At 54.4% G+C, this 20,076-nt stretch carries 18 protein-coding genes; 5 read left to right on the top strand and 13 right to left on the bottom strand.

All coding sequences use genetic code 11. The annotated features are described in order from the left end of the window. From IB237_RS03035 to IB237_RS02985, 11 genes are all read right to left on the bottom strand, one after another. Complete coding sequence (locus IB237_RS03035) at positions 1-594, bottom strand: F0F1 ATP synthase subunit B (RefSeq protein ID WP_192487115.1); 594 nt, start codon at positions 592-594, stop codon at positions 1-3. Between the two features lie 84 nt (positions 595-678). Further along, on the bottom strand, positions 679-906 hold the full coding sequence (locus IB237_RS03030) for a F0F1 ATP synthase subunit C (RefSeq protein WP_003494147.1): 228 nt from the start codon (positions 904-906) through the stop codon (positions 679-681). 71 nt (positions 907-977) lie between these two features. Further along, the gene (locus IB237_RS03025; RefSeq protein WP_192487114.1) at positions 978-1,727 is read right to left on the bottom strand and encodes a F0F1 ATP synthase subunit A; all 750 of its coding nucleotides are present in this window, start codon (positions 1,725-1,727) and stop codon (positions 978-980) included. Between the two features lie 63 nt (positions 1,728-1,790). Next, positions 1,791-2,156: an AtpZ/AtpI family protein gene (locus tag IB237_RS03020; RefSeq protein ID WP_192487113.1), complete on the bottom strand. Its 366-nt coding sequence runs from the start codon at positions 2,154-2,156 to the stop codon at positions 1,791-1,793. A 271-nt stretch (positions 2,157-2,427) separates the two neighbouring features. Beyond that, a complete protein-coding gene (locus IB237_RS03015; protein WP_192487847.1) occupies positions 2,428-3,579 on the bottom strand; it encodes a cell wall hydrolase in 1,152 nt (383 codons plus the stop codon). A gap of 314 nt (positions 3,580-3,893) precedes the next feature. Next, a complete protein-coding gene (locus tag IB237_RS03010; protein ID WP_192487112.1) occupies positions 3,894-5,810 on the bottom strand; it encodes a potassium transporter Kup in 1,917 nt (638 codons plus the stop codon). A 15-nt stretch (positions 5,811-5,825) separates the two neighbouring features. Then, positions 5,826-6,803, bottom strand: a complete 978-nt coding sequence (gene corA, locus IB237_RS03005) for a magnesium/cobalt transporter CorA (protein WP_192487111.1) — start codon at positions 6,801-6,803, stop codon at positions 5,826-5,828. 251 nt (positions 6,804-7,054) lie between these two features. Then, positions 7,055-8,194 carry an Mrp/NBP35 family ATP-binding protein gene (locus IB237_RS03000; RefSeq protein WP_192487110.1) on the bottom strand — a complete coding sequence of 380 codons (1,140 nt, stop codon included), beginning with the start codon at positions 8,192-8,194 and terminating at the stop codon, positions 7,055-7,057. Between the two features lie 85 nt (positions 8,195-8,279). Beyond that, entirely contained in the window at positions 8,280-9,506 is a 1,227-nt protein-coding gene (locus IB237_RS02995) for a CmpA/NrtA family ABC transporter substrate-binding protein (protein ID WP_192487109.1), read from the bottom strand. Between the two features lie 78 nt (positions 9,507-9,584). After that, entirely contained in the window at positions 9,585-10,325 is a 741-nt protein-coding gene (locus IB237_RS02990; RefSeq protein ID WP_371815224.1) for an autoinducer binding domain-containing protein, read from the bottom strand. Between the two features lie 154 nt (positions 10,326-10,479). Beyond that, positions 10,480-11,295: an IclR family transcriptional regulator gene (locus IB237_RS02985; RefSeq protein WP_192487108.1), complete on the bottom strand. Its 816-nt coding sequence runs from the start codon at positions 11,293-11,295 to the stop codon at positions 10,480-10,482. A gap of 137 nt (positions 11,296-11,432) precedes the next feature. Here IB237_RS02985 and IB237_RS02980 point away from each other — a divergent pair, with 137 nt between their 5' ends. From IB237_RS02980 to IB237_RS02965, 4 genes are read left to right on the top strand one after another with little or no spacing between them, the layout of a single operon-like run. Then, positions 11,433-12,197: an SDR family NAD(P)-dependent oxidoreductase gene (locus IB237_RS02980; RefSeq protein ID WP_192487107.1), complete on the top strand. Its 765-nt coding sequence runs from the start codon at positions 11,433-11,435 to the stop codon at positions 12,195-12,197. Continuing rightward, positions 12,197-13,126: a 2-dehydro-3-deoxygalactonokinase gene (locus IB237_RS02975; protein WP_192487106.1), complete on the top strand. Its 930-nt coding sequence runs from the start codon at positions 12,197-12,199 to the stop codon at positions 13,124-13,126. Before IB237_RS02980 ends, IB237_RS02975 begins: the two co-directional genes overlap by 1 nt. A gap of 5 nt (positions 13,127-13,131) precedes the next feature. Then, entirely contained in the window at positions 13,132-13,764 is a 633-nt protein-coding gene (locus tag IB237_RS02970) for a 2-dehydro-3-deoxy-6-phosphogalactonate aldolase (protein WP_192487105.1), read from the top strand. Continuing rightward, a complete protein-coding gene (locus IB237_RS02965) occupies positions 13,764-14,654 on the top strand; it encodes an SMP-30/gluconolactonase/LRE family protein (RefSeq protein WP_192487104.1) in 891 nt (296 codons plus the stop codon). Before IB237_RS02970 ends, IB237_RS02965 begins: the two co-directional genes overlap by 1 nt. A gap of 58 nt (positions 14,655-14,712) precedes the next feature. Here IB237_RS02965 and IB237_RS02960 read toward each other — a convergent pair whose 3' ends face one another. Further along, positions 14,713-16,065: a bifunctional diguanylate cyclase/phosphodiesterase gene (locus tag IB237_RS02960; protein ID WP_192487103.1), complete on the bottom strand. Its 1,353-nt coding sequence runs from the start codon at positions 16,063-16,065 to the stop codon at positions 14,713-14,715. Positions 16,066-16,190: 125 nt separating this feature from the next. After that, the gene (locus IB237_RS02955) at positions 16,191-17,885 is read right to left on the bottom strand and encodes a response regulator (RefSeq protein WP_192487102.1); all 1,695 of its coding nucleotides are present in this window, start codon (positions 17,883-17,885) and stop codon (positions 16,191-16,193) included. A 329-nt stretch (positions 17,886-18,214) separates the two neighbouring features. Here IB237_RS02955 and mutL point away from each other — a divergent pair, with 329 nt between their 5' ends. After that, on the top strand, positions 18,215-20,038 hold the full coding sequence (mutL, locus tag IB237_RS02950; protein WP_192487101.1) for a DNA mismatch repair endonuclease MutL: 1,824 nt from the start codon (positions 18,215-18,217) through the stop codon (positions 20,036-20,038). The last annotated feature ends 38 nt before the right edge of the window (positions 20,039-20,076 follow it).

Genomic DNA, 20,076 nt, shown 5'->3' with positions numbered 1-20,076 from the left:
TTACGCCTCCTTCTTTTCGGAAGCGGCAGCGACAGCCGCCTTCGCATCGGTATCCTTGATTTTGGAACCAATCAGCTGATCAACGATCGCAGTCGTTGTTTCCTCAGCAATGGCACCAACTTCGGCAAATGCCTTTTCCTTGATACCAGCAATACGCTGCTCGGCAGCGGTCAGCTTTTCAGCCAATTCAGCCTCTACAGCGGCGCGGTCAGCATCGGCTTTAGCCTTGGCTGCGTCACGAGCCGAAGAAGCGATAGAGCTTCCCTTGGCTCTCGCGGCTGCGAGTTCTTTTTCATAGCTTTCAATCGCGGCATCGGCTTCAGCATTCAGACGAGAAGCTTCATCCAGATCCTGCGCTATACGCCCGTGACGGTTTTCAAGAATACCGCCGACGCGGGGTACGATGACCTTTTGCATAAGCACGTAAAAAAGGCCGAACGTAATCGCCAGCCACAAAAGCTGCGAAGCATATGTAGACTGATCGAACGGGGGAAAAACGCCAGAACCGTGTTCAGCACTTTGTGCTACGCCGGTTTCCGTATGCGTTTCACCAGCAGCCGGTGTTGACTCGGCATAAGCCGGGGTCACAAACATGCTTACCTCCAGGTGTACTGCAAATACGAAAGATCACGGCACGCATAAAAAACGCGCCGCGATCAATAAACGTCACTGCCGATATTAGACAGCGAACAGCAGAAGAAGAGCGACGAGCAACGAGAAGATGCCCAGAGCTTCCGTAACGGCGAAGCCGAATACCAGACGGCCGAACTGGCTGTCTGCTGCAGATGGGTTGCGCAGTGCGCCGGAGAGGTAGTCACCGAAGATACGGCCGAGAGCGAGGGACGTACCAGCCATGCCAAGGCATGCGAGACCTGCGCCGATGTACTTTGCTGCTTCCGCTTCCATGTTAAGCTCCTTAGAAATGGTTGTTGCGGCTTTTATTGACGCCCGGGAACCGGGGCCAGCGACTTTACTTCTCAGTGACCACCATGCACGGCGTCGTTCAGGTACATGCAAGTTAGTACCGCGAAGACGTATGCCTGCAGGAAGGCAACGAGAAATTCCAGACCAGTCATTGCGACAGTCATGATCAGTGGCAGAATAGCGCCGCCAATACCGACTGCGCCCATAGCGCTCATCGTGGCAACGAAACCTGCGAAAACTTTGAGGGTGATGTGACCGGCCAGCATGTTCGCGAAAAGACGAACCGAGAGGCTGATCGGACGGGACAGGAACGAGATCACCTCGATGGACGACACCAGAGGTAAAAGAACCTTTGGAACGCCAGCCGGCGCAAAGACGCCGAGGAAGTGAAGACCGTGCTTGTAGAAACCGTAAACGACGACCGTGCCGATAACCAGGCACGCCAGTGCGAAGGTTACGATGATCTGGCTGGTGATCGTGAAGAAGTATGGGAACATGCCGAGCAGGTTTGCGGTGAGCACGAACATGAACAGCGAGAAAACAAAGGGGAAGAACTTCATACCCTTGCTTCCGGCGCCTTCGCGCAGCATCGACGCAATAAACTCGTAGGACATCTCAGCAACAGACTGAAAACGGGTCGGGATAAGACCGCGGTTCGATGTTGCGAAATACAGGAAACCAGAAGCGGCTGCGATAGTAGCGACCATAAACAGCGATGCGTTGGTAAAGGAAAAATCGACCCCACCGATTTCGATCGGAATAATCGGCTGTACCACGAACTGATGTGTCGGATCGTTTGCCACCGGCTGCCCTCTTTGCCTTTGGCGCCATCAACGGCGCCTCTTCATCGTATTGAAAAAACAGCTTTAAGGGCTGTTTTTCCCATTCTGTTTCTTTGTCTGCGCATCGTCCGAAAATTGTGGCTGAGCCACAACACCGGCCGAACGCAGAACGTTCAATACACCTGCACAGAAGCCGAGAAGAAGAAGTATAATCATCCCCCAAGGCGACGTACCAGCTAAGTAGTCCAGAAGGTACCCGAGCATGGCGCCAACCACGATCGCGGATATGAACTCAGAAGACAGCTTCATTGCCATTGCGAAACCCTTGCGTGTTTCACCGGCATTTCTCTCCGCCGCTGCTTCGGCCTCATCCTCCGTCTTCACCTTTGCCAACTCGTTGGCCAGGCGTTTACGGCGTTCTTCCAGACTATCGTCACGGTTGCTATTCATGTCCCACCTGCCTTTTCTTCCCTCGTTCCAGCACCGCCAGAACGCTTTGAGGTTGTAAACGGCAAGGGCTTTGACATGTTCCAGCCCGTTCTGAAGTCGCGCGCAACATAGTTTTGAGTGCCCGTATAGTCAAGGCGTTGAACACGCTTGATTAAATACAAATTAACACTGTAAAAACATGAGCTTAGACTTCAAAACCGGTTTCAGGCGTCTACAGCGCACAGGAATCACTGGATTTGTTCACACTAATCGTTGCCATCAGGCCACAATTTCAGCTCCATCCGCCACCATATGTGCGGTAAAACACGTGCAATCCGATACGACCGACTTTTTTCATGCTCTTGCCCCAAGCCGGGCGCACGTAAACAGCATGGTAGTGGGTTGCAGAACCAACTTCCGGCAGCCAGATTTTGCCGGCTGTGGTGGCCATGGCGATTTCGCGCGCCATTTTCCAGTGACGCTGCGAGTTGACGCGGTCACGGATGTTGTCGCAGGCAAAGGAGAACTGGCAACGATTGCGCCAGTCCTTGTTCTGATAGACAACACCACAGATGGTTGACGGGTAGGTCGGGTTGCGAACTCGGTTGAGAATGACCTGCGCGACAGCCGCCTGACCCTTCACCGATTCTCCACGGGCTTCAAAATAAATGCCGGAAGAGAGGCACTGCTGCTCCTCAGCAGAAAAGACTGCAGGCGGCAGTGGCGTTGCTGCCCATGCATGGTCGTCCGGCCCGATATCAGGAATGAAACGTCCGGTCTGCGGCTTCTTCAAAATAGCGTCGAAAGGAGATTCGCGGGCGAAGTCCGGCTCTGCTGGTGCATAGGCAGTTGCCAGCACGTCCGCGTTACGGTTGGTGACCAGCGACGCAAGCATTGGCGAAACGCCATTGTCCATCTTCTTTTCATCACGACGGAAATAGAATGAGGCCAGTTCGACCGGCTTTTCGCGCTTTGACTTTACAAAAGACGGGCGCTCCTTACGGCTCAGCGGTTCGACGTCGATCATGCTTGTGCGCTGCAGAACTGAGCCCGCTGTAAAAGCTGGCGGTGGCTGCATGATTTCCAGTGCGACAACGCGGCCCTTCTTGGCGGCGCGATTGACGCGCTCGCTATCAGGCGTTGTCGGATGTTTTTCCTTGTCGTCGGCAAAAGCGATCTTGCGGCCGTCCGGCAGGGTCATGCCTGCACCGGATGAAGCCGAGGCGCTGTCTGCGTTATTAAAGGCAAGTGAAGCAGAGTGGACCGAGCCAGCCGGCGAGTTGGTCAATACCATGCGCCACTGGCTATTGCCGCCATCAAGGCCGGCAAGCAGTGCGGCCAGATCGGCCCGCGATGCCAAAGTGGGGAAAGCCAGCCATGCAGCGAGGCCAAGAACTAAAGGCGAGGTCCATTTCCCACTCGAAATGAACGACCCGCGACGCATCACACCTTTTGAACGCAAAACCGGCACTCCAAACACGCAGACACACACAAATGACGCGACCGGAGGGGCCAGCGACACGAACTCGTATATGAGCAAAAATAGTTCGTTAACCTTGATGCTTGGTTAACGAGATGCCCGCCTGCGCAGCGGATTTAACAAAGTGACAGATAAGATCGGCACACGTTTTCGTGAATCGGTGCGGAACGACTTAGCGAGACGCCAGCCGTGAGCACAATACGCAGTGAGAGACACAAAATAAGGTGAGCAGAGTGATCATCCACCCTGCCCGCGCCTTGAGGTTCTTTCGGGCGTTTTCAGATCACCACGTGAGAGCCAAGTTCAACCACCCGGTTGGCAGGGAGGCGGAAATAGTCGGAGGGATCAGCGGCTGTTTCTGCAAGACCGATGAAAAGACGGTTCTGCCATGTTGGCATTTCGGAGTTTTTATCTGGCACCAGCTTGCGACGTCCGAGATAAAAGGAGGTCGACATGATATCGAACTTGAAACCGGCGCGACGCAGATAGGCCAATGCCTGTGTGACGTTCTGGGTTTCCATGAAGCCGAAATGCAGCTCGACCACAATAAAGCGGTCGCTTAACCGCCGCATGGTGAAGCGTTCCACCTGACTAACGCGCGGTTGGTCTTCCGTGCGGATCGTCAGGATGACGTTCTTTTCGTGCAGGACGTGGTTGTGCTTGAGATTATGCAGCAGAGCTGCAGGAGCGGTCTCGGGGTCACCGGTCAGGAAAATAGCCGTGCCGGGAATACGCAGTGGCGCATGCGAACTTTCCTTTTCGACCGAAGCCACGAACAGTTTAAGTGGCACATCTGTGCGACGCGTCTTGGCAAACAGGATTTTGGAACCGCGCTGCCATGTCCACATTATAATAGTGAAGACAATGGCAAACATAACCGGCACGTAACCGCCATCATGAACCTTCAGCAAGTTAGCGCCAAGAAACACCATTTCCAGCAGGAACAGTGGCAAAAGCACCGCGAGTGCCAGCCACAACGACCAGTTCCAGCGGCTGCGCACAAACTCAAAGAACATCAGGCTGGTGACGACCATCGCACCAGTGACCGAGATGCCATAGGCGGTAGCCAGTGCATCCGAGCTTTGGAAGCTGAAGACCAATGCGATGACACCCAAAAGCAGAATGGTGTTGACCGACGGCAGATAAATTTGCCCGGTATTGGTCTCTGATGTGAACAGGATTTCCATACGCGGCAGATAGCCAAGGTTGATAGCCTGCCGGACAAGCGAGAAGGCGCCGGTGATAACGGCCTGACTGGCAATAATGGTTGCCGCGGTCGCAAGGATTACCGCTGGCAGCAATGCCCATTGCGGGAACATCAGGTAAAACGGGTTGGACATGGCCTCAGGCGTTTTGAGCACAAAGGCCCCCTGCCCGAGATAGTTCAACGTCAACGCCGGAAAAACCAGCAGGAACCATGCTAGCTGGATAGGACGCCGACCGAAATGCCCGAGATCCGCATAAAGTGCTTCGGCACCGGTAACGGTCAGGAACACCGCGCCCAAAACGACGACACCCAGAAATCCTTCTCGTAGCAGGAACTCTGCTGCGTAGAGCGGATTGAACGCGGCAAGAATTCCAAAGTCATCCGAGATGTGCATGACACCAACGCCACCCATGACCAGAAACCACAGGACGGTGATTGGACCGAAAAATTTCGCGACCGTGCTGGTGCCGTGTGACTGTATGGCAAACAATGCGACCAGAATGGCAACCGAGATCGGGATGACAAACTCATCCATGGCAGGTGTGACGAGCTTGAGGCCCTCAACGGCCGAGAGGACCGAAAGGGCTGGTGTGATCATGGCGTCGCCAAGAAACAGCGCCGCACCCACCAGTCCAAGGAAAATCAATGTTGCCCGTCTGGAGCCGGCCGTCTTCATCAACATAGCCAACAGAGATAATGTACCGCCTTCGCCGTCATTGTCAGCACGCAACAGCAGCGTCACATATTTAAATGTCACGATGATCGTCAAAGCCCAGATCATCAGGGAAATCAGGCCGATGATCTCGATCCGGGTTACGCCGTCCTCTGCGATTGGCTTCAGGGCTTCCCGGAAGGCATAAAGCGGGCTGGTTCCGATGTCGCCATAGACGACACCAACGGAACCTAGGGTCGCCGCCAACAAGCCTTCCGCAGACTTTGTTTCGCTGTTTTGGCTATCGTTAACTTCACTTCCAAATCCGTGAGACATGTCACCTCAGGCTCGTCAGAGCCACCCCTTCCAGCGGAAAAAGAGAAACGGAATTACTGCCGACAAGAGCATTACACACACCGCAACCGGGTAACCGTAAGTCCAGTCTAACTCCGGCATGATGTGAAAGTTCATTCCATAAATGGACGCAACCAGAGTTGGGGGCAGGAAAACGACCGACGCGATCGAGAATATCTTGATAATGGCGTTCTGCTCGACATTGATCAGGCCGAGTGACGCATCCAGCAAGAACGAAAGGTTGCCGGAGATAAAGGACGCATGCTCGGAAAGCGACGGAATATCACGACCGATGGAGCGGCAAAGCTCCTTTGCATCCTTGTCCTGCTGAATTGCCGGTACGCTGAACAAAAATGTCTGCAGGCGCGACAATGACATCAGGCTATCGCGTACTTTTGAAAGCAAGCGATGATAGGACGCAATGTCGCCCAAACGGTCTTCCAGAAACCGTGGCGCCTTGCGTTTGACCCTAGCCTGACTTCCAAAGATGCTTGCCGAAAGCTGATCAATGCCGACTACGGATCGTTCGAGAATTTCTGCTGTGCGGTCGACAATCGTTTCAAGCAATTTCAGCAGGAATTGCACGCCGCTGCGTTGTTCACCGAAAACGCGCGAAATGGCGGCAATAAACAGGCTGAAGGATTTCGGCTCTGCATATCGGATGGTGACCAGTCGATTTCCAGCCAGAATGAAGGCAACATCCGTCAACTGCGGCGCATCGGTTTCTGCCTTGCAGATCAAAGATGCCGTCATGAAGACATTGCCGTTATCAATATAAAGACGGCTGGAAGGTTCAATATCTTTCAAATCTTCGCGGGTGGGAACCTCTATGCCCAGCAGAGTCTCTATATATCGCTCTTCATCCTGAGTAGGATTGAGCATGTCGATCCAGATTATATCGGGATATAGCTCCGCAATCGGCTGTTGCGCCGAGAGGGTTACTGCCTCGCAGGTCGAGCGATAGGCATTGATCAATCAGTTTCTCCGGTTTGCAAATCTGACTGTCATCAGCCTGCCGCCAAATCGTTCATTATCATGATCCGGGCGGAGGCGACAAACAAATGATTGCAGCAAGCCAGAACGGCAGGGGATAAAGTTAAGCCGCCCTACCGCTCTGTTTTTGTTCAAGCCTCGGACGCCCTGATCAGACGTCTGAACGGCGCAGGCATGTGCCCGTAAACGGATTTATAATCAAGCGCTATTTATCGGCTCACAAAACCGGAGTGTTATTCAAACACGATTTTTGGTGCAGCCTTGCCACTTCCAGCCTTCAGCGCATCCCAGACACGCAAGGCAATATCGCGGTAGATTTTTGCAACCGGACCGTCCGGCTCCATTGCAACGATTGGCGTTCCAGCGTCGGACATTTCACGGACCGAAATGGTGAGCGGCACTTCACCAAGGAAAGGAACATTGATCCTTTCAGCTTCTGCCTTGGCACCGCCATGACCGAAAATGTCATAGCGCGCGCCAGTATCCGGCGCGATGAAATAGCTCATGTTCTCGATAACACCGAGCAGCGGTACCTCGACCTTGCGGAACATGGTGATGCCTTTGCGCGCATCGGCCAGTGCCAGATCCTGAGGTGTCGACACGATAACTGCACCGGACAGCGGAACCTGCTGCGCCATGGTGAGATGTACGTCACCTGTGCCGGGTGGCATATCAACGACCAGCACGTCCAGCTCTCCCCATGCGACTTCGCGCAACATTTGTAGCAATGCTGATTGGACCATGGGACCACGCCAGATCATTGCCGCTTCTTCATCGACCAAAAAACCCATCGACATGGTTTTAAGGCCGTAATTTTCCATCGGCACGATGGTACGACCTTCCAGCTGTTTCGGGCGACCTGAAATTTTCAGCAAACGCGGCAATGAGGGCCCGTAAATATCGGCATCGAGAATACCAACTTTCAGACCGATTGATTGAAGACCGAGGGCCAGATTGACGGCAGTGGTGGATTTGCCCACCCCACCTTTGCCGGATGCGACCGCCAGAATGGCACCGATGCCGGGAATGCCCGCCTTGGCAGGAGGCCGAGGTGCGGGTGGACGCAGACCACCGACGGGAGGAACCGGCCGCGATTGCGCAGAGGAAGATGGTTCGCCCGCTTTCTTGTCGGCCGTCAGGGCCACCATAACAGAGGCGACCCCGGGGATGGCTTTGACCAAAGTTTCAGCCTGTTTTCGCAGTGGCTCCAGCTCTTCTGCTCGTCCGGCGGGCACGGAAATGGAAAAATAGACTTTGCCATCGGTGACAAAGATTTCCGAAACCATGCCCATATCCACGATGTTCGACGGGCCGCCCGGCACCTGAACCTTCGCAAGAACTTCGAGAACTCTCTGTTTTTCGACCTGTGCCATGACTGCGCTGCCTTCCGGTTTCGAGCGTAGATAAACACGTCCGGGCCATTCGCCAATGCCCGGATTGCACTATCCCTGACATAGATCAAAGATCGTTGAAGGTTTCAAAACGCTCCGGATCGAAAATCCGGCCATCAAAAAACATGTCTGGACCCAAAACGAGACCCGAACGGGAGGAGCCGACATGAACCGGCTGGCGCAATGTTCCCTCCATTTTCAGATTGGCGGATGGTACATGCGCAAATAACGGTTTTAGGGCCTTGCGGAAAATATCCGGCCGGAACGCATCTCGCACCGCCTCGCACGTCGTGCGGTCATCGGCCAGTGTGGCCGGGCAATCGCCCCAGCGCATCATCTGGTTGAAGTACCACAGCGCCTGACTTTGCCACGGGAAATTGGCCGCCTTGCCACTGGTGACAAAAAACTCCTCGATTTCTAGCATCTGCAGATCGGATATCGACAGAAAGCCGGTGAAGGACGGCAGGATAAGGTCACCATCTTCGCCCAGATATTTTGGTGCTGCCAAAATGCCGGTCAGTTCCTCGATATTGCTGGCATTGGCGCACCACTGGCCGGCACGGTAAAGGGCGCGCAGCAAGGCTTCCAGATGCTGCATATTTTGTTCGGCCCAGCCCTGGCTGACGGCAAGCACCCGTTCCGGAGAGTTGTGCCAGATATTGGACTTGGTGGTGGCCATAAAGCCTGTGCCATTGAGGATAGACGCACTGCCAAATGGTTCCGGCGCATAAAACCCGTCAATCGTGCCCTCTTCCAGAAGATAGGGCATGGCCTGTGGTGACGAGATAACGATGCTGACGTCGGTCGGCACCGCAATGCGACAGTGTGCCAGCATGTAGCGCAGCTCATACCACGAGGTGGCATATCTGCTTTCAACGGCAAACTTTAGAGGTGTTGCCAGACCTTGCGCTCTTCTGCGTCCACACAGGCGCGACAGGGCAATGGATACGGTGGACGGGCTCAAACCGAGCGCGCCAGCATCCTCCAGACGTTTATGCAAATCCGGAGAGACAACCAGACTGGCACCGCCGAGCGACAGCGTAAAGGGTGCAAAATACCCTTCGGGCATACCAGCGAGTTGCAAAGCAGACAAAACGGGGAATGTTGCAGGCAATTGACCCAACGACAGTTCGTCATCGCGCAGGGCTTCGACAATATCACCAACGAGGTTTTTACGAACGAGTGAAAGGCGGACGCCTTCATCCGCTGCAAAACCCTTCTCAGCTGCAATCGCAAGAATTGCGCTATCGACGGAAGGAGAGAAACCAACCGAGATAATGGGGTTGTCCGGCAAGCACGGGTCCTCCTGACGAATCGTATAGAGGATTGCGCATGGCGCGGCAGATAACAATCACCAAACAGCAAAATCGTCTTATTTTATAAGACCCACGCGCAACGCTTTTGCTACAGCCTGCGTCCTGTTGACCGTATCCAGCTTTTTGGTTGCCCGGTTGAGGTAATGATTGACCGTGTGCTCGGAGAGAATGAGGATTTCCGCAATCTCAGCGCTGGTCTTGCCAGCAGCAGTCCAGTTCAGGCAATCCAGTTCCCGGTCCGTCAGTGTGTCCGGTACGCGGTTGTCGAGGCGCTTGATAAACGCCAACCGGTCGAAGATATGGGTGGCAATATAGGAAATTTCGGCAATTTCCTGATGCGAGAACGCTTCTCTGTTGCCAGAGAAGGACACGGCACCCCGCGCGCCAGAGACGTCATGCGCCGGGCACCATATGGAATTTAACATTTCGAAGCGCTCAAACAGCGCACGCACGACTTTTGTGGCTGCCGGGTCTTCGGTTCGATTGAGAAAGTCAGCATCAACGAAAAAGGGAACCGTCGATTTTTGCAGCGCCGCCATGACCGTGCTGCCACGGATGAGGCTTTCGTTGTCATAGGACTGCAGCAGTTCGGCCGGCCAATTAGTGATGATCGTGTATTGCGATAATTCAAGTCCTGCCTGGGTGGGCAGATTGACGACCATGAATGCCTTCATGCCCCAGGTTTCCGTCAGATTTTTCAAAAAGCGGAAAACATCAAATTGTGTCTTCAGCGCTTCGATCTCAGTGACGCGCTCTGCATGCGTCCTGACAGGTCTATCGTGTTCAGACATGGACATTGGGCTTTTTCTTTAGGTGGATAAACAAATAGACCGGCTTCAAAAAACGTGGTCCGAATATCTACCCAAGACCGAATTTTTTTACAAACCGTAGTTGAGCTAAAAAACCACAACCGCGCCGTTTGTGTAACCCCACAAATTGAAAATCAATGACCTAACGGGATGATGGAGATATTCTAACGGATATATCAGTTGCAATTTTATCGGCGATTTTACAAACAACCGGCGCAAGCTTTTCAAGATGTTCAAGCGTCAATCGATACGCCGGACCCGTCACGGAAACTGCCGCTGCAAAGTCATGACCGGTACAAAGAATTGGCGCTGCAACACAGTGGATACCGTCCTCATGTTCGGCCAGATCAAAGCCGAAGCCGCGGGCTCTTATGGCATTGACCTCTTTCACCAATGCCTCACCATTTGTTATGGTGCTGGCTGTAAATGAACGAAATTGAATATTATCAACGATTTGCAAGAGCCTCTCCTGCTCAAGCGTGGCCAATGCTGCCTTGCCAACCCCGGTGCAAAATACCGGCGATGCATTGCCGATTTGCGAGTGCATGCGAATGGCGCGGCTACCCTCCACCTTGTCCAGATAGATAACTTCAGTGTCGCGCAGCATACCGAGATGCACTGATTCTCCGGTTACCGCCTGCAATTCTCGTAAATAGGGTGCGGCAACACTTCTGAAATCATTACGGGCCCATGCCTTGCCGGCAAACTTCAAAAGCCGCACGCCGGGCACATAGGCCTGATGGGCATCGAGCTCCAATAACCCTTCCTGCAACAAATGGGTCAATTGCCGGTGAACAGTGCCGCGCGGCTGGCCAACAATGTTCAATATCTCGGTGAAACGCAAAGGCTCGGGCGCCATCACAACCAATTCCAGCAGAGCCATGGCCTTGCCAAGTGTACCGGTTGCTGATTCTTCCCCGGGTGTGCTCACTGATGCTGCGACATTATGGTCAGGCATTTGCCTTGATATCCTTGGCCGCAAGCTTGACAGCTTGCGAAAGAGCGACGAATAATTCCATTTAATTGAACATAGTTCCAAATAATGGAATTAACAAGACTTTATGGAGTGAATGTCTATGGCGAGGAACGGTTAATATGGAGCAGCCCGGGTTTTCCGATCTGAAAGATGCTGGCGTTCTGATTTCCGGCGGAGGCTCCGGTATTGGGGCGGCCCTGACTGAGGGGTTTGCCCGCGCGGGCGCCCGAGTGAGCTTTCTCGATATCGCCAAGGCGCCGAGCGAAGCCCTGGCAGCAAGGCTTTCCGCCGAATGCATCCATCCAGTGAATTTCGTCCATGCCGACTTGCGCAATATCACTGAAACGAAAACAGCAATCGATGAAGCTGGGCGCAACGCCGGTTCGTTTCGCGTGCTGGTCAACAATGCCGCATGGGACGACCGTCATGACATCGACACCGTGGACGAAGACTATTGGGATAATAATCAGGCGATCAACCTGAAGCAGTTGTTTTTCGTCACGCAGGCTACTCTTCCCTACCTGCGCAAGGAAAAGGATGCGGCGATCGTCAATTTCTCGTCCATTTCCTTCATGATGAACATGGGTGATCTACCATCCTATGCGGCAGCGAAGGCCGGCATCATCGGCCTGACGAAAAGCCTTGCAGGGCGGCTTGGGCCGGAAAATATTCGGGTCAATTGTATCCTGCCGGGCATGATCGTGACCGAGCGGCAAAAGGAACTTTGGCTGACAGAACAGTCAATCGAAGCGACATTGGGCAAACAGTGCCTCAAGCGCGTCTTGACTGCAGAAGATATTATAGGCCCGTGCCTTTTCCTGTCTTCAAAAGCAGCGGGAGCCATTACATCACAATCTATTATCGTTGACGGAGGAATTTTCTGATGGCGCAACCCGCATTCGTGGCCGTGGACTGGGGAACCACCAGTTTCCGCATGTGGCTACTCGACAAGAGCGGAGCCATTCTTGCTGAACGACGCAGCAACGAAGGTATGACCACGGCAGCCCGCACGGGCTTCGCCGACGTATTGAACGCACATCTGGCGGCGACGGAGGCGCCTGACGATATTCCGGTGCTGATCTGCGGCATGGCTGGTGCGCGCCAAGGCTGGATCGAAGCCGGTTACATTGACGTACCCGCACAAATCGAAGACGTCCTGAAGGGCGCTGTTCGTATTCCCGGCGAAAGCCGGGAAATTCGTATTCTGCCGGGCCTTGCCCAACGTGCCGAAACGGCACCAGACGTTATTCGCGGTGAAGAAACCCAGCTGCTCGGCGCATTGGCCTCCGATGAGGTCAAAAACAATTGCCTCGTCTGCATGCCCGGAACCCATTCCAAATGGGTGACCGTACAGGACGGCACTGTTGAAGGTTTCTCCACCTACATGACCGGTGAGCTTTTTGAAGTTATCGCCAAACATTCGATCCTTGCTCACGCTGTTTCGGAGGGTGAAGCAACGACGGGCGAGAACCCTGAATTTATTGCCGCTGTGCGCAAGGCCGTTGAGAACCCGCAGATGGCGACACACCATGTGTTCACTGTCCGCTCCGGTCAGCTGCTGCATGCACTGTCCGCCACAAACGCCAAGGCACGCCTCTCCGGTATTCTGATCGGTGTTGAAATTGCCGGTGCCCGTTCACAGGTATCCAGTGACACGCAGGTTGTTCTGGTCGCATCCGGCGGACTTGGCGAACTCTACAAGGCCGCATTAGCGGCTCTGGACATTTCCTACACGCTTATCGATGCCGATGCCGCAGTACGCCACGGTCTTTACGCCGCCGCTACGACCATCTGGCCGAATTTGAAAGGTTGATACCCATGCGCATTCCATTTCCATCCATCAAATATCCGCTGGTCGCCATTCTGCGTGGCCTGAAGCCGGAAGAAACCCATGATGTGGTCAGCGTTCTGATCGAAACCGGTTTTCGCGCCATCGAAATTCCGCTGAACTCGCCAGAGCCGTTCAAGTCCATCGAGATAGCTGCAAAGCTTGCTCCTGCCGATTGCCTGATCGGCGCAGGCACCGTGTTGAGCGTTGACGATGTAGAAAATCTCGACAAGGCTGGCGGCAAGCTGATGGTTAGCCCGAATGTCGACGTTGAGGTTATCACCGCCGCACGCGAAAAAGGCATGGTGACATTGCCGGGCGTACTGACACCAACCGAAGCACTGCTGGCCGCCAAGGCCGGTGCAACCGGTCTGAAGTTTTTCCCGGCCAGCATTATCGGCCCCGCCGGTATTGTTGCCATCCGCACCATTTTGCCAAAGGATCTGCTGATTGCAGCCGTCGGCGGCGTATCGGACAAGAACTTCTCCGATTACACCAAGGCAGGCATCACAGCTTTCGGCCTTGGCACAAGCCTTTACAAACCCGGCCTCACGGCCGCGGAAGTCAAGGAACGCGCCATCCTCACCATCAACGCCTATGACGCTGCGATCAAGGAGGCATAATGGCGACCCTACATCCTTTCACAGGTAAAGTTCTTGACGAAACTGCACTTCAGTTGGGTGAAGGCCCAACCTATGACGCTGCGACCGACACTGCATGGTGGTTCAATATTCTTGGAAAAGAGTTGCATGAATTGCACCTCGCATCCGGCCGAAAGAGCGTTCACAAACTCCCTTTCATAGCCAGCGTTCTGGCCAAGGTGGATGATGACCGTCAGTTGATTGCATCCGAAAATGGCCTGTTCCTGCGCCAGATCGCAACCGGTGAGCTGACGCTGCACACCGATTTCGAGCCAGGCAAACCGGCAAACCGCTCCAATGATGGACGCGTGCATGCCTCAGGTGCCCTGTGGATCGGCACGATGGGTAAATCAGCGGAAGACGGCGCTGGCGGCATTTATCATGTTGCCAATGGTACTGTGACGACGTTGTTTGATAATATCAGCATCCCCAACTCCATCTGCTTTTCACCGGATGGAGCCATCGCCTACTACACCGACACAAGGGTCAACAAGCTGATGCGTGTTGCGGTTGATCCCTCGACCGGCCTGCCAACGGGGAAACCATCCGTTCTGGTTGACGCGAGCGATGACGATGCTGGTATCGATGGATCGGTATGCGACAAGAACGGCGATATCTGGAACGCCAAGTGGGGCGCCGGGCGCGTTGCTCGTTACAACGCCAATGGACAGTTGCTCGAACAGTATGCCGTGCCGGGTCTGCAAACCACATGCCCGGCGTTCATCGGCAAGGCTGCAAACCGGCTCCTGGTCACGTCAGCTTTTGATGGCACGGCGGATGCAGGTCTGTCGCCTGATACCATGCAGGGTGCAACATTCGATCTCGGTATCGACGTGAATGGCGTTCACGACTTCGCGTACCGGCTCGCCTAAACGAAATGAGCGGCGGAGGCAGTTCCGCCGCTCAAATTCTGATTTTACCCGGACGTTTTCAGGCGCCCACTGGTGCCAAATCGCGGAAATTGTCGCGCAGATAACGTAGTGTTGCATTGGCATCTGCCGGGCGACCAAAGAAAAAGCCCTGCCCCATTTCGCAACCAAGCCCACGCAGTTTTTCAGACTCGTTGCGGTTCTCAATCCCTTCAGCAACGACCTCGAGATCAAGACCATCACACATGGTGACGATTGCCTTGACGATGTGTTCCGACGGGCGATCCGTTGAAATGCGCGACACGAAGGCACGGTCGATTTTGACCTTGTCAAAGGTGAAGTCCCGCAGACGGCCAAGGCTCGACTGACCCGTACCAAAATCATCCAGTGAAATACGCACACCGGCCTGCTTGAGATCCGAAATAATTTTGGTCGCCGTTTCCGCAGAGGTCATGACAGCGGTTTCGGTAATTTCCAGTTCCAACCGGCTGGGATCGAAACCCGCGCGGCCAAGGATGGAGAGAATATTGTCTGCTGTGCCCGGATCCATCAACTGTGCCGACGACAGGTTGAACGACAGGAACAGGTCGCGCGGCCAGGAGAGTGCAGCCTCAACTGCCTTGCGCAGCAGCGTTTCCGACAGTGCATCGATAAAGCCGCGTTCTTCCGCCAGCGGCACAAACACGGCTGGAGACACAAAGCCGAGATCAGGATCGTGCCAACGCGCCAAGGCTTCAAAACCAATGACCATTTCATCGGTCAGGCGAACGATAGGTTGGAAATGAACTTCAACGGCATCGGTGATAATGGCATTACGCAACGCCTGTTCCAGCTGCGTCGCCCGCTTCATTTCCTGCGCAATTTCGCTGGAATAGACTGTGATCTGCCCGCGACCACGGCGTTTGGAACGATACAAGGCAGTTTCGGCGCTTTTCAGCAGATCTTCGAATTCCTGCCCCGCAAAGGGATAGACGGCAAAACCGAAGGACGACGACAGACGCACATTGCGGTCCCCCAGGTCATAAGGCGCCGACAACACATCCTTGATCATATGACCGATGCGTTCGGCGCCTGTACGCTCGAAGACAAGCGGTAAAATGAATGCAAATTCATCGCCCTCGTGGCGGGTAACGGTTGCACCATCGGGGATACAGGCTTTCAGGCGATGGGCGACCTGGCACAAAATTTCGTCACCGGCAGCCGCACCAAACAAGTCATTTATTGGCTTGAAGCCGTCAATATTGGCAATGCCGATGGTAAAGGGAGCAGGATCACTGGCGCGTTCCGCAGCGAGCTGACGCACCTTGTCGCGCAGGCGATAGCGATTTCCAAGACCGGTCAATGGGTCACTATAGGCCATGGCCTGCAACTCATGCTGACTGATCTGCGGGTAGTTTGCTTCCGCCGACTTCATGTTCGCGTCCTAAGAAATCTGCAACGATTTAGCGCACAATGATGGCTATGTCTTAAGAAACATATAGCGTATATTTAACAATGGTTAAATACCGACGATTATCGGTAGCCTGACCTAGCCGACCATCATACACTCATATCGCTACGCACGGCGGTGCTGCTGGAAGGCAAAAATCGCCTGAGAACGGTTTCGATCATGTCCGGGCTGACCGGCTTGAGAATCATATCATCCATGCCAGCATCGAGGCACGCTCGGCGATCACCATCAAAAGCATGGGCGATCACACCGATCAGCGGGATCTTCTTACCATCGCCCTCTGCGGAGCGAATACGTCTTGCCAATTCGAATCCGTCAAAGTCAGGCAATGTCGCATCAACCAGCACCAGTGACGGCAAATGGGCGTCAATCATCCGCAATGCTTCTTCACCGGAGCCCGCGACCTTGTAGCCGACATTCAGGCTTTCGAGGATCTGTGAAAAAACGATCTTGTTGACTTCGTTGTCCTCCACGACAAGCACATCGATACCCGACGTCTGGGTCTTGGGGCGAGCAGCCTTGATGGCCTTATCCGCTACGGTTTCCTTGACGCTGGATAATGTGTTGACCTGCGATGTCGTGGCCAGGAAGTTATAGATATGGCGGACAAGGTCCTGCTGGATCTGGAACGCATCCAGTGTCAGCACCGACAGCCCATATTGCTTGGCAATATCAATGCTTGCGTGGCTCATGTTGGAATCAACGACCACGAGATCGATTGCCACACCTGATGATGTCGCGACATCAAGGAAGGTCACCTGCTCGTCAAAACTGCTGGCTGCCGCATAATCCGCTTCGACACAGGCAAAGACCTGTGAGGCATTATCCCGCACGCTGTGATCTGGCGACACGAAAAGAATGCGGCATCCCTTCAGGCGGGCGGCGAAATCCGGCTCTTCGCGTTTCTCGACCGGTCGGCCTCTGTGGGAGGTTTTCACGAAGGGCAGGTGCATCATGCCGGGCAGAACCGGTTCACCGGTTTCATCGGTCACGGACAGAGCCGTGACATCTTCCATTGTTGTGACCAGGAAGTAACGGCCGGGTTTGCCCACACGCTGCTTGCGCGTGATCAGCAATGCATGTTCGCCGTCAATTTTGGTAAGGTGTTCGGGAATGGTGCTGCTTTGGCCGGTCTCCAGAATCCGGCGATCCATCGCATCGATCCGGCTTGCCAGTTCATGACTGTGAATATCAAAAACCGTGCGGCCCAGCATTGCTTCCGGGCCGACTTCCATCATGTCGCAGGTCGCCTTGTTGACGGCGACATAGGTCAGGTTGCGGTCCTTGACGACGACCGGGAACGGAATGTTGTCCAGTATTTCCTCGGTCAGCTGCAACCGCTCGAGATCAGCGCGCCATTGCTCCTCGCGCTTCTTTTGTTCGGAGACATCTGTGATCACACACATTCCGATGCCGGATGGCAGCCGTTTCTTGACGTAACGATACCAGCGATCGCTACCGCGTTTTTCAAGATGTTCGGATTTTTCTTTCCAGTGGGCGGCAAGCCGTTCGGCGATCCATTCCTCACGGCTGCTCTTGCGGCCTGAAGCGATATTCTGATTGGAAACGTCCTCACAGTCATAACGTGTATTCAGGAAGTCCCGAAGGCGCATACCAACGAAAACACGTTCTCCAAGCGATGGCAGATAATTGGTAATGTGGCGACTGACGAAGGTAATGATGTCGTTTTTGTCATACACAATGACGGCGGTCATCAGTGCATCACACACGGTTTCCAGCAGTGATATTTGGATGTCTACGTCTTGCGACGTCACATCAGTCATTGCTGCTCCCCACGCCTATCCTCCAGCCACAAGGGCATTCCGAAAATTGATAAAACAACTGATGTCGAGCACGGGGCCGTTACTGTTGCAATCGCTGAGAAAACATACCGGGCAGACCTTGAAACAAAGCACATATTACAAATTGGTGACCCTCCGGTTGGCCACCCACTGCTTTGACGGAAATACTATCCCGTAATCATTTCAAGTCTTTGCGAGATTACAGTTTTTGTCTTAAGCGTTGCTTAATGGCCGGGTTTCATCCGTGAATAAGGCGCGGAAAACATACGATTTCTCTTTTCCCACCACAACAAATCCACGACAATAGAATCATGTCCATAAAACAGCTTTCAGAAACGCTCATCAACCAGATCGCCGCTGGCGAGGTTATCGAACGACCGTCCAGCGCGGCCAAGGAATTGATAGAAAATGCTATCGATGCCGGTGCGACGCGTATCGAAGTTGCGACATCCGGTGGCGGCAAAAGCCTCATTCGCATTACCGATAACGGCACTGGCATGAGCCCTGGCGATCTGGCGCTTGCCATCAAGCGGCATTGCACCTCCAAGATCTCGCAGACACTGGACGATATACGTACACTCGGCTTTCGTGGCGAGGCACTGCCATCGATCGGTTCGGTGGCAAAGTTGACTATTACAAGCCGCCAGCATGGCTCGGAGCAAGGCTCCGTCGTTGCTGTAACTGGCGGTAAAGTGGCCGATGTCCGCCCGGCGGCCGCCAATATCGGCACCGTCGTTGAAGTGCGTGACCTGTTTTTTGCAACCCCTGCCCGTCTGAAATTTCTCAAAAGCGAGCGTGCGGAGACGGCTGCGATTACTGAAACCGTCAAACGCATGGCGATTGCCTTCCCGAATATCCGCTTTGTCCTTTCAGGCACGGACCGGTCCACGTTGGAATTGCCCGCGACTGGCAGCGATGCGCTTGCACGCATGGGCCAGATCCTTGGGGTGGAATTCCGGGACAACGCGATTGCAATCGATGCGGCACGTGAGGATGTTGCGCTGTCCGGTTATGCCGGTGTGCCGACCTTCAACCGCGGAAACTCCGCCCATCAGTATATGTTCGTGAATGGGCGACCGGTTCAGGACAAATTGCTGCTGTCTGCCATTCGCGGCGCCTATGCCGAGACCATCCCGCATGGCCGTTATCCTGTTGCGGTGCTGTCATTGATGCTCGATCCGGCACTGGTGGACGTCAACGTGCATCCGGCCAAGTCCGATGTGCGGTTCCGTGATCCTGGACTTATTCGAGGCCTCATCGTCGGTGCGATCCGTGAGGCGCTTTCGCGCGAAGGCGACCGCGCCTCGACAACAGCGACCAGCGGCATGATGAATGCGTTCCGTCAGGGTTTCCAAGCCGCTCCGGCAGCGAGACCGCAGGCGGCGAACGCGTGGAGTGCGGCGGCATCACCATCCCGTCCCTTTTCCTATCAGCCATCCGCTGGCTTTGCAGAGAACACGCAAGCCGAGTTTCTGGACGTCACAGCACCCGCAGCCCGGCAGGAAACGGCAACGGTTTTTGCCGAGCAGCCCACTGAAAGCATATCGAGCGCGCAATACCCACTCGGTGCAGCCCGCGCACAAATTCACGAAAATTACATCGTTGCGCAAACCGATGACGGACTGGTGATTGTTGACCAGCATGCGGCGCATGAACGTCTGGTGTTTGAAGAAATGCGCAAGGCGCTGCATTCCCGGCGCCCGCCATCACAGGTGTTGTTGATACCTGAAATCATCGATCTGCCGGAAGAAGATTGTGACCGGCTGATGGAGCATGCCGAAGGTTTCGACGCTTTGGGGCTGGCAATTGAACGTTTCGGCCCCGGTGCCATTGCAGTGCGCGAAACGCCTGCCATGCTGGGCAAGGTCGATGCACAAGGCTTGGTGCGCCAGTTGGCGGATGAAATTGCCGAATGGGACACTGCATCAACGCTGAATGGTAAGCTGGAGTATGTTGCCGCGACAATGGCGTGCCACGGCTCTGTCCGTTCCGGTCGCCGTTTGCGGCCAGAAGAAATGAATGCGCTTCTGCGACAGATGGAAAACACACCCGGCTCTGGCCAGTGTAACCATGGGCGGCCCACTTACATCGAGCTGAAACTGTCCGATATTGAGCGGTTATTCGGCCGAAGCTGATGCTAAATGCTGGTATTTCATACCTGCACGGATTATTG

This window comes from Agrobacterium sp. AGB01 (assembly GCF_014851585.1).
Lineage (GTDB): Bacteria > Pseudomonadota > Alphaproteobacteria > Rhizobiales > Rhizobiaceae > Agrobacterium.
The sequence above is the reverse complement of the archived record's forward strand: the minus strand, read 5'-3'. Positions and strand labels throughout refer to the sequence as shown.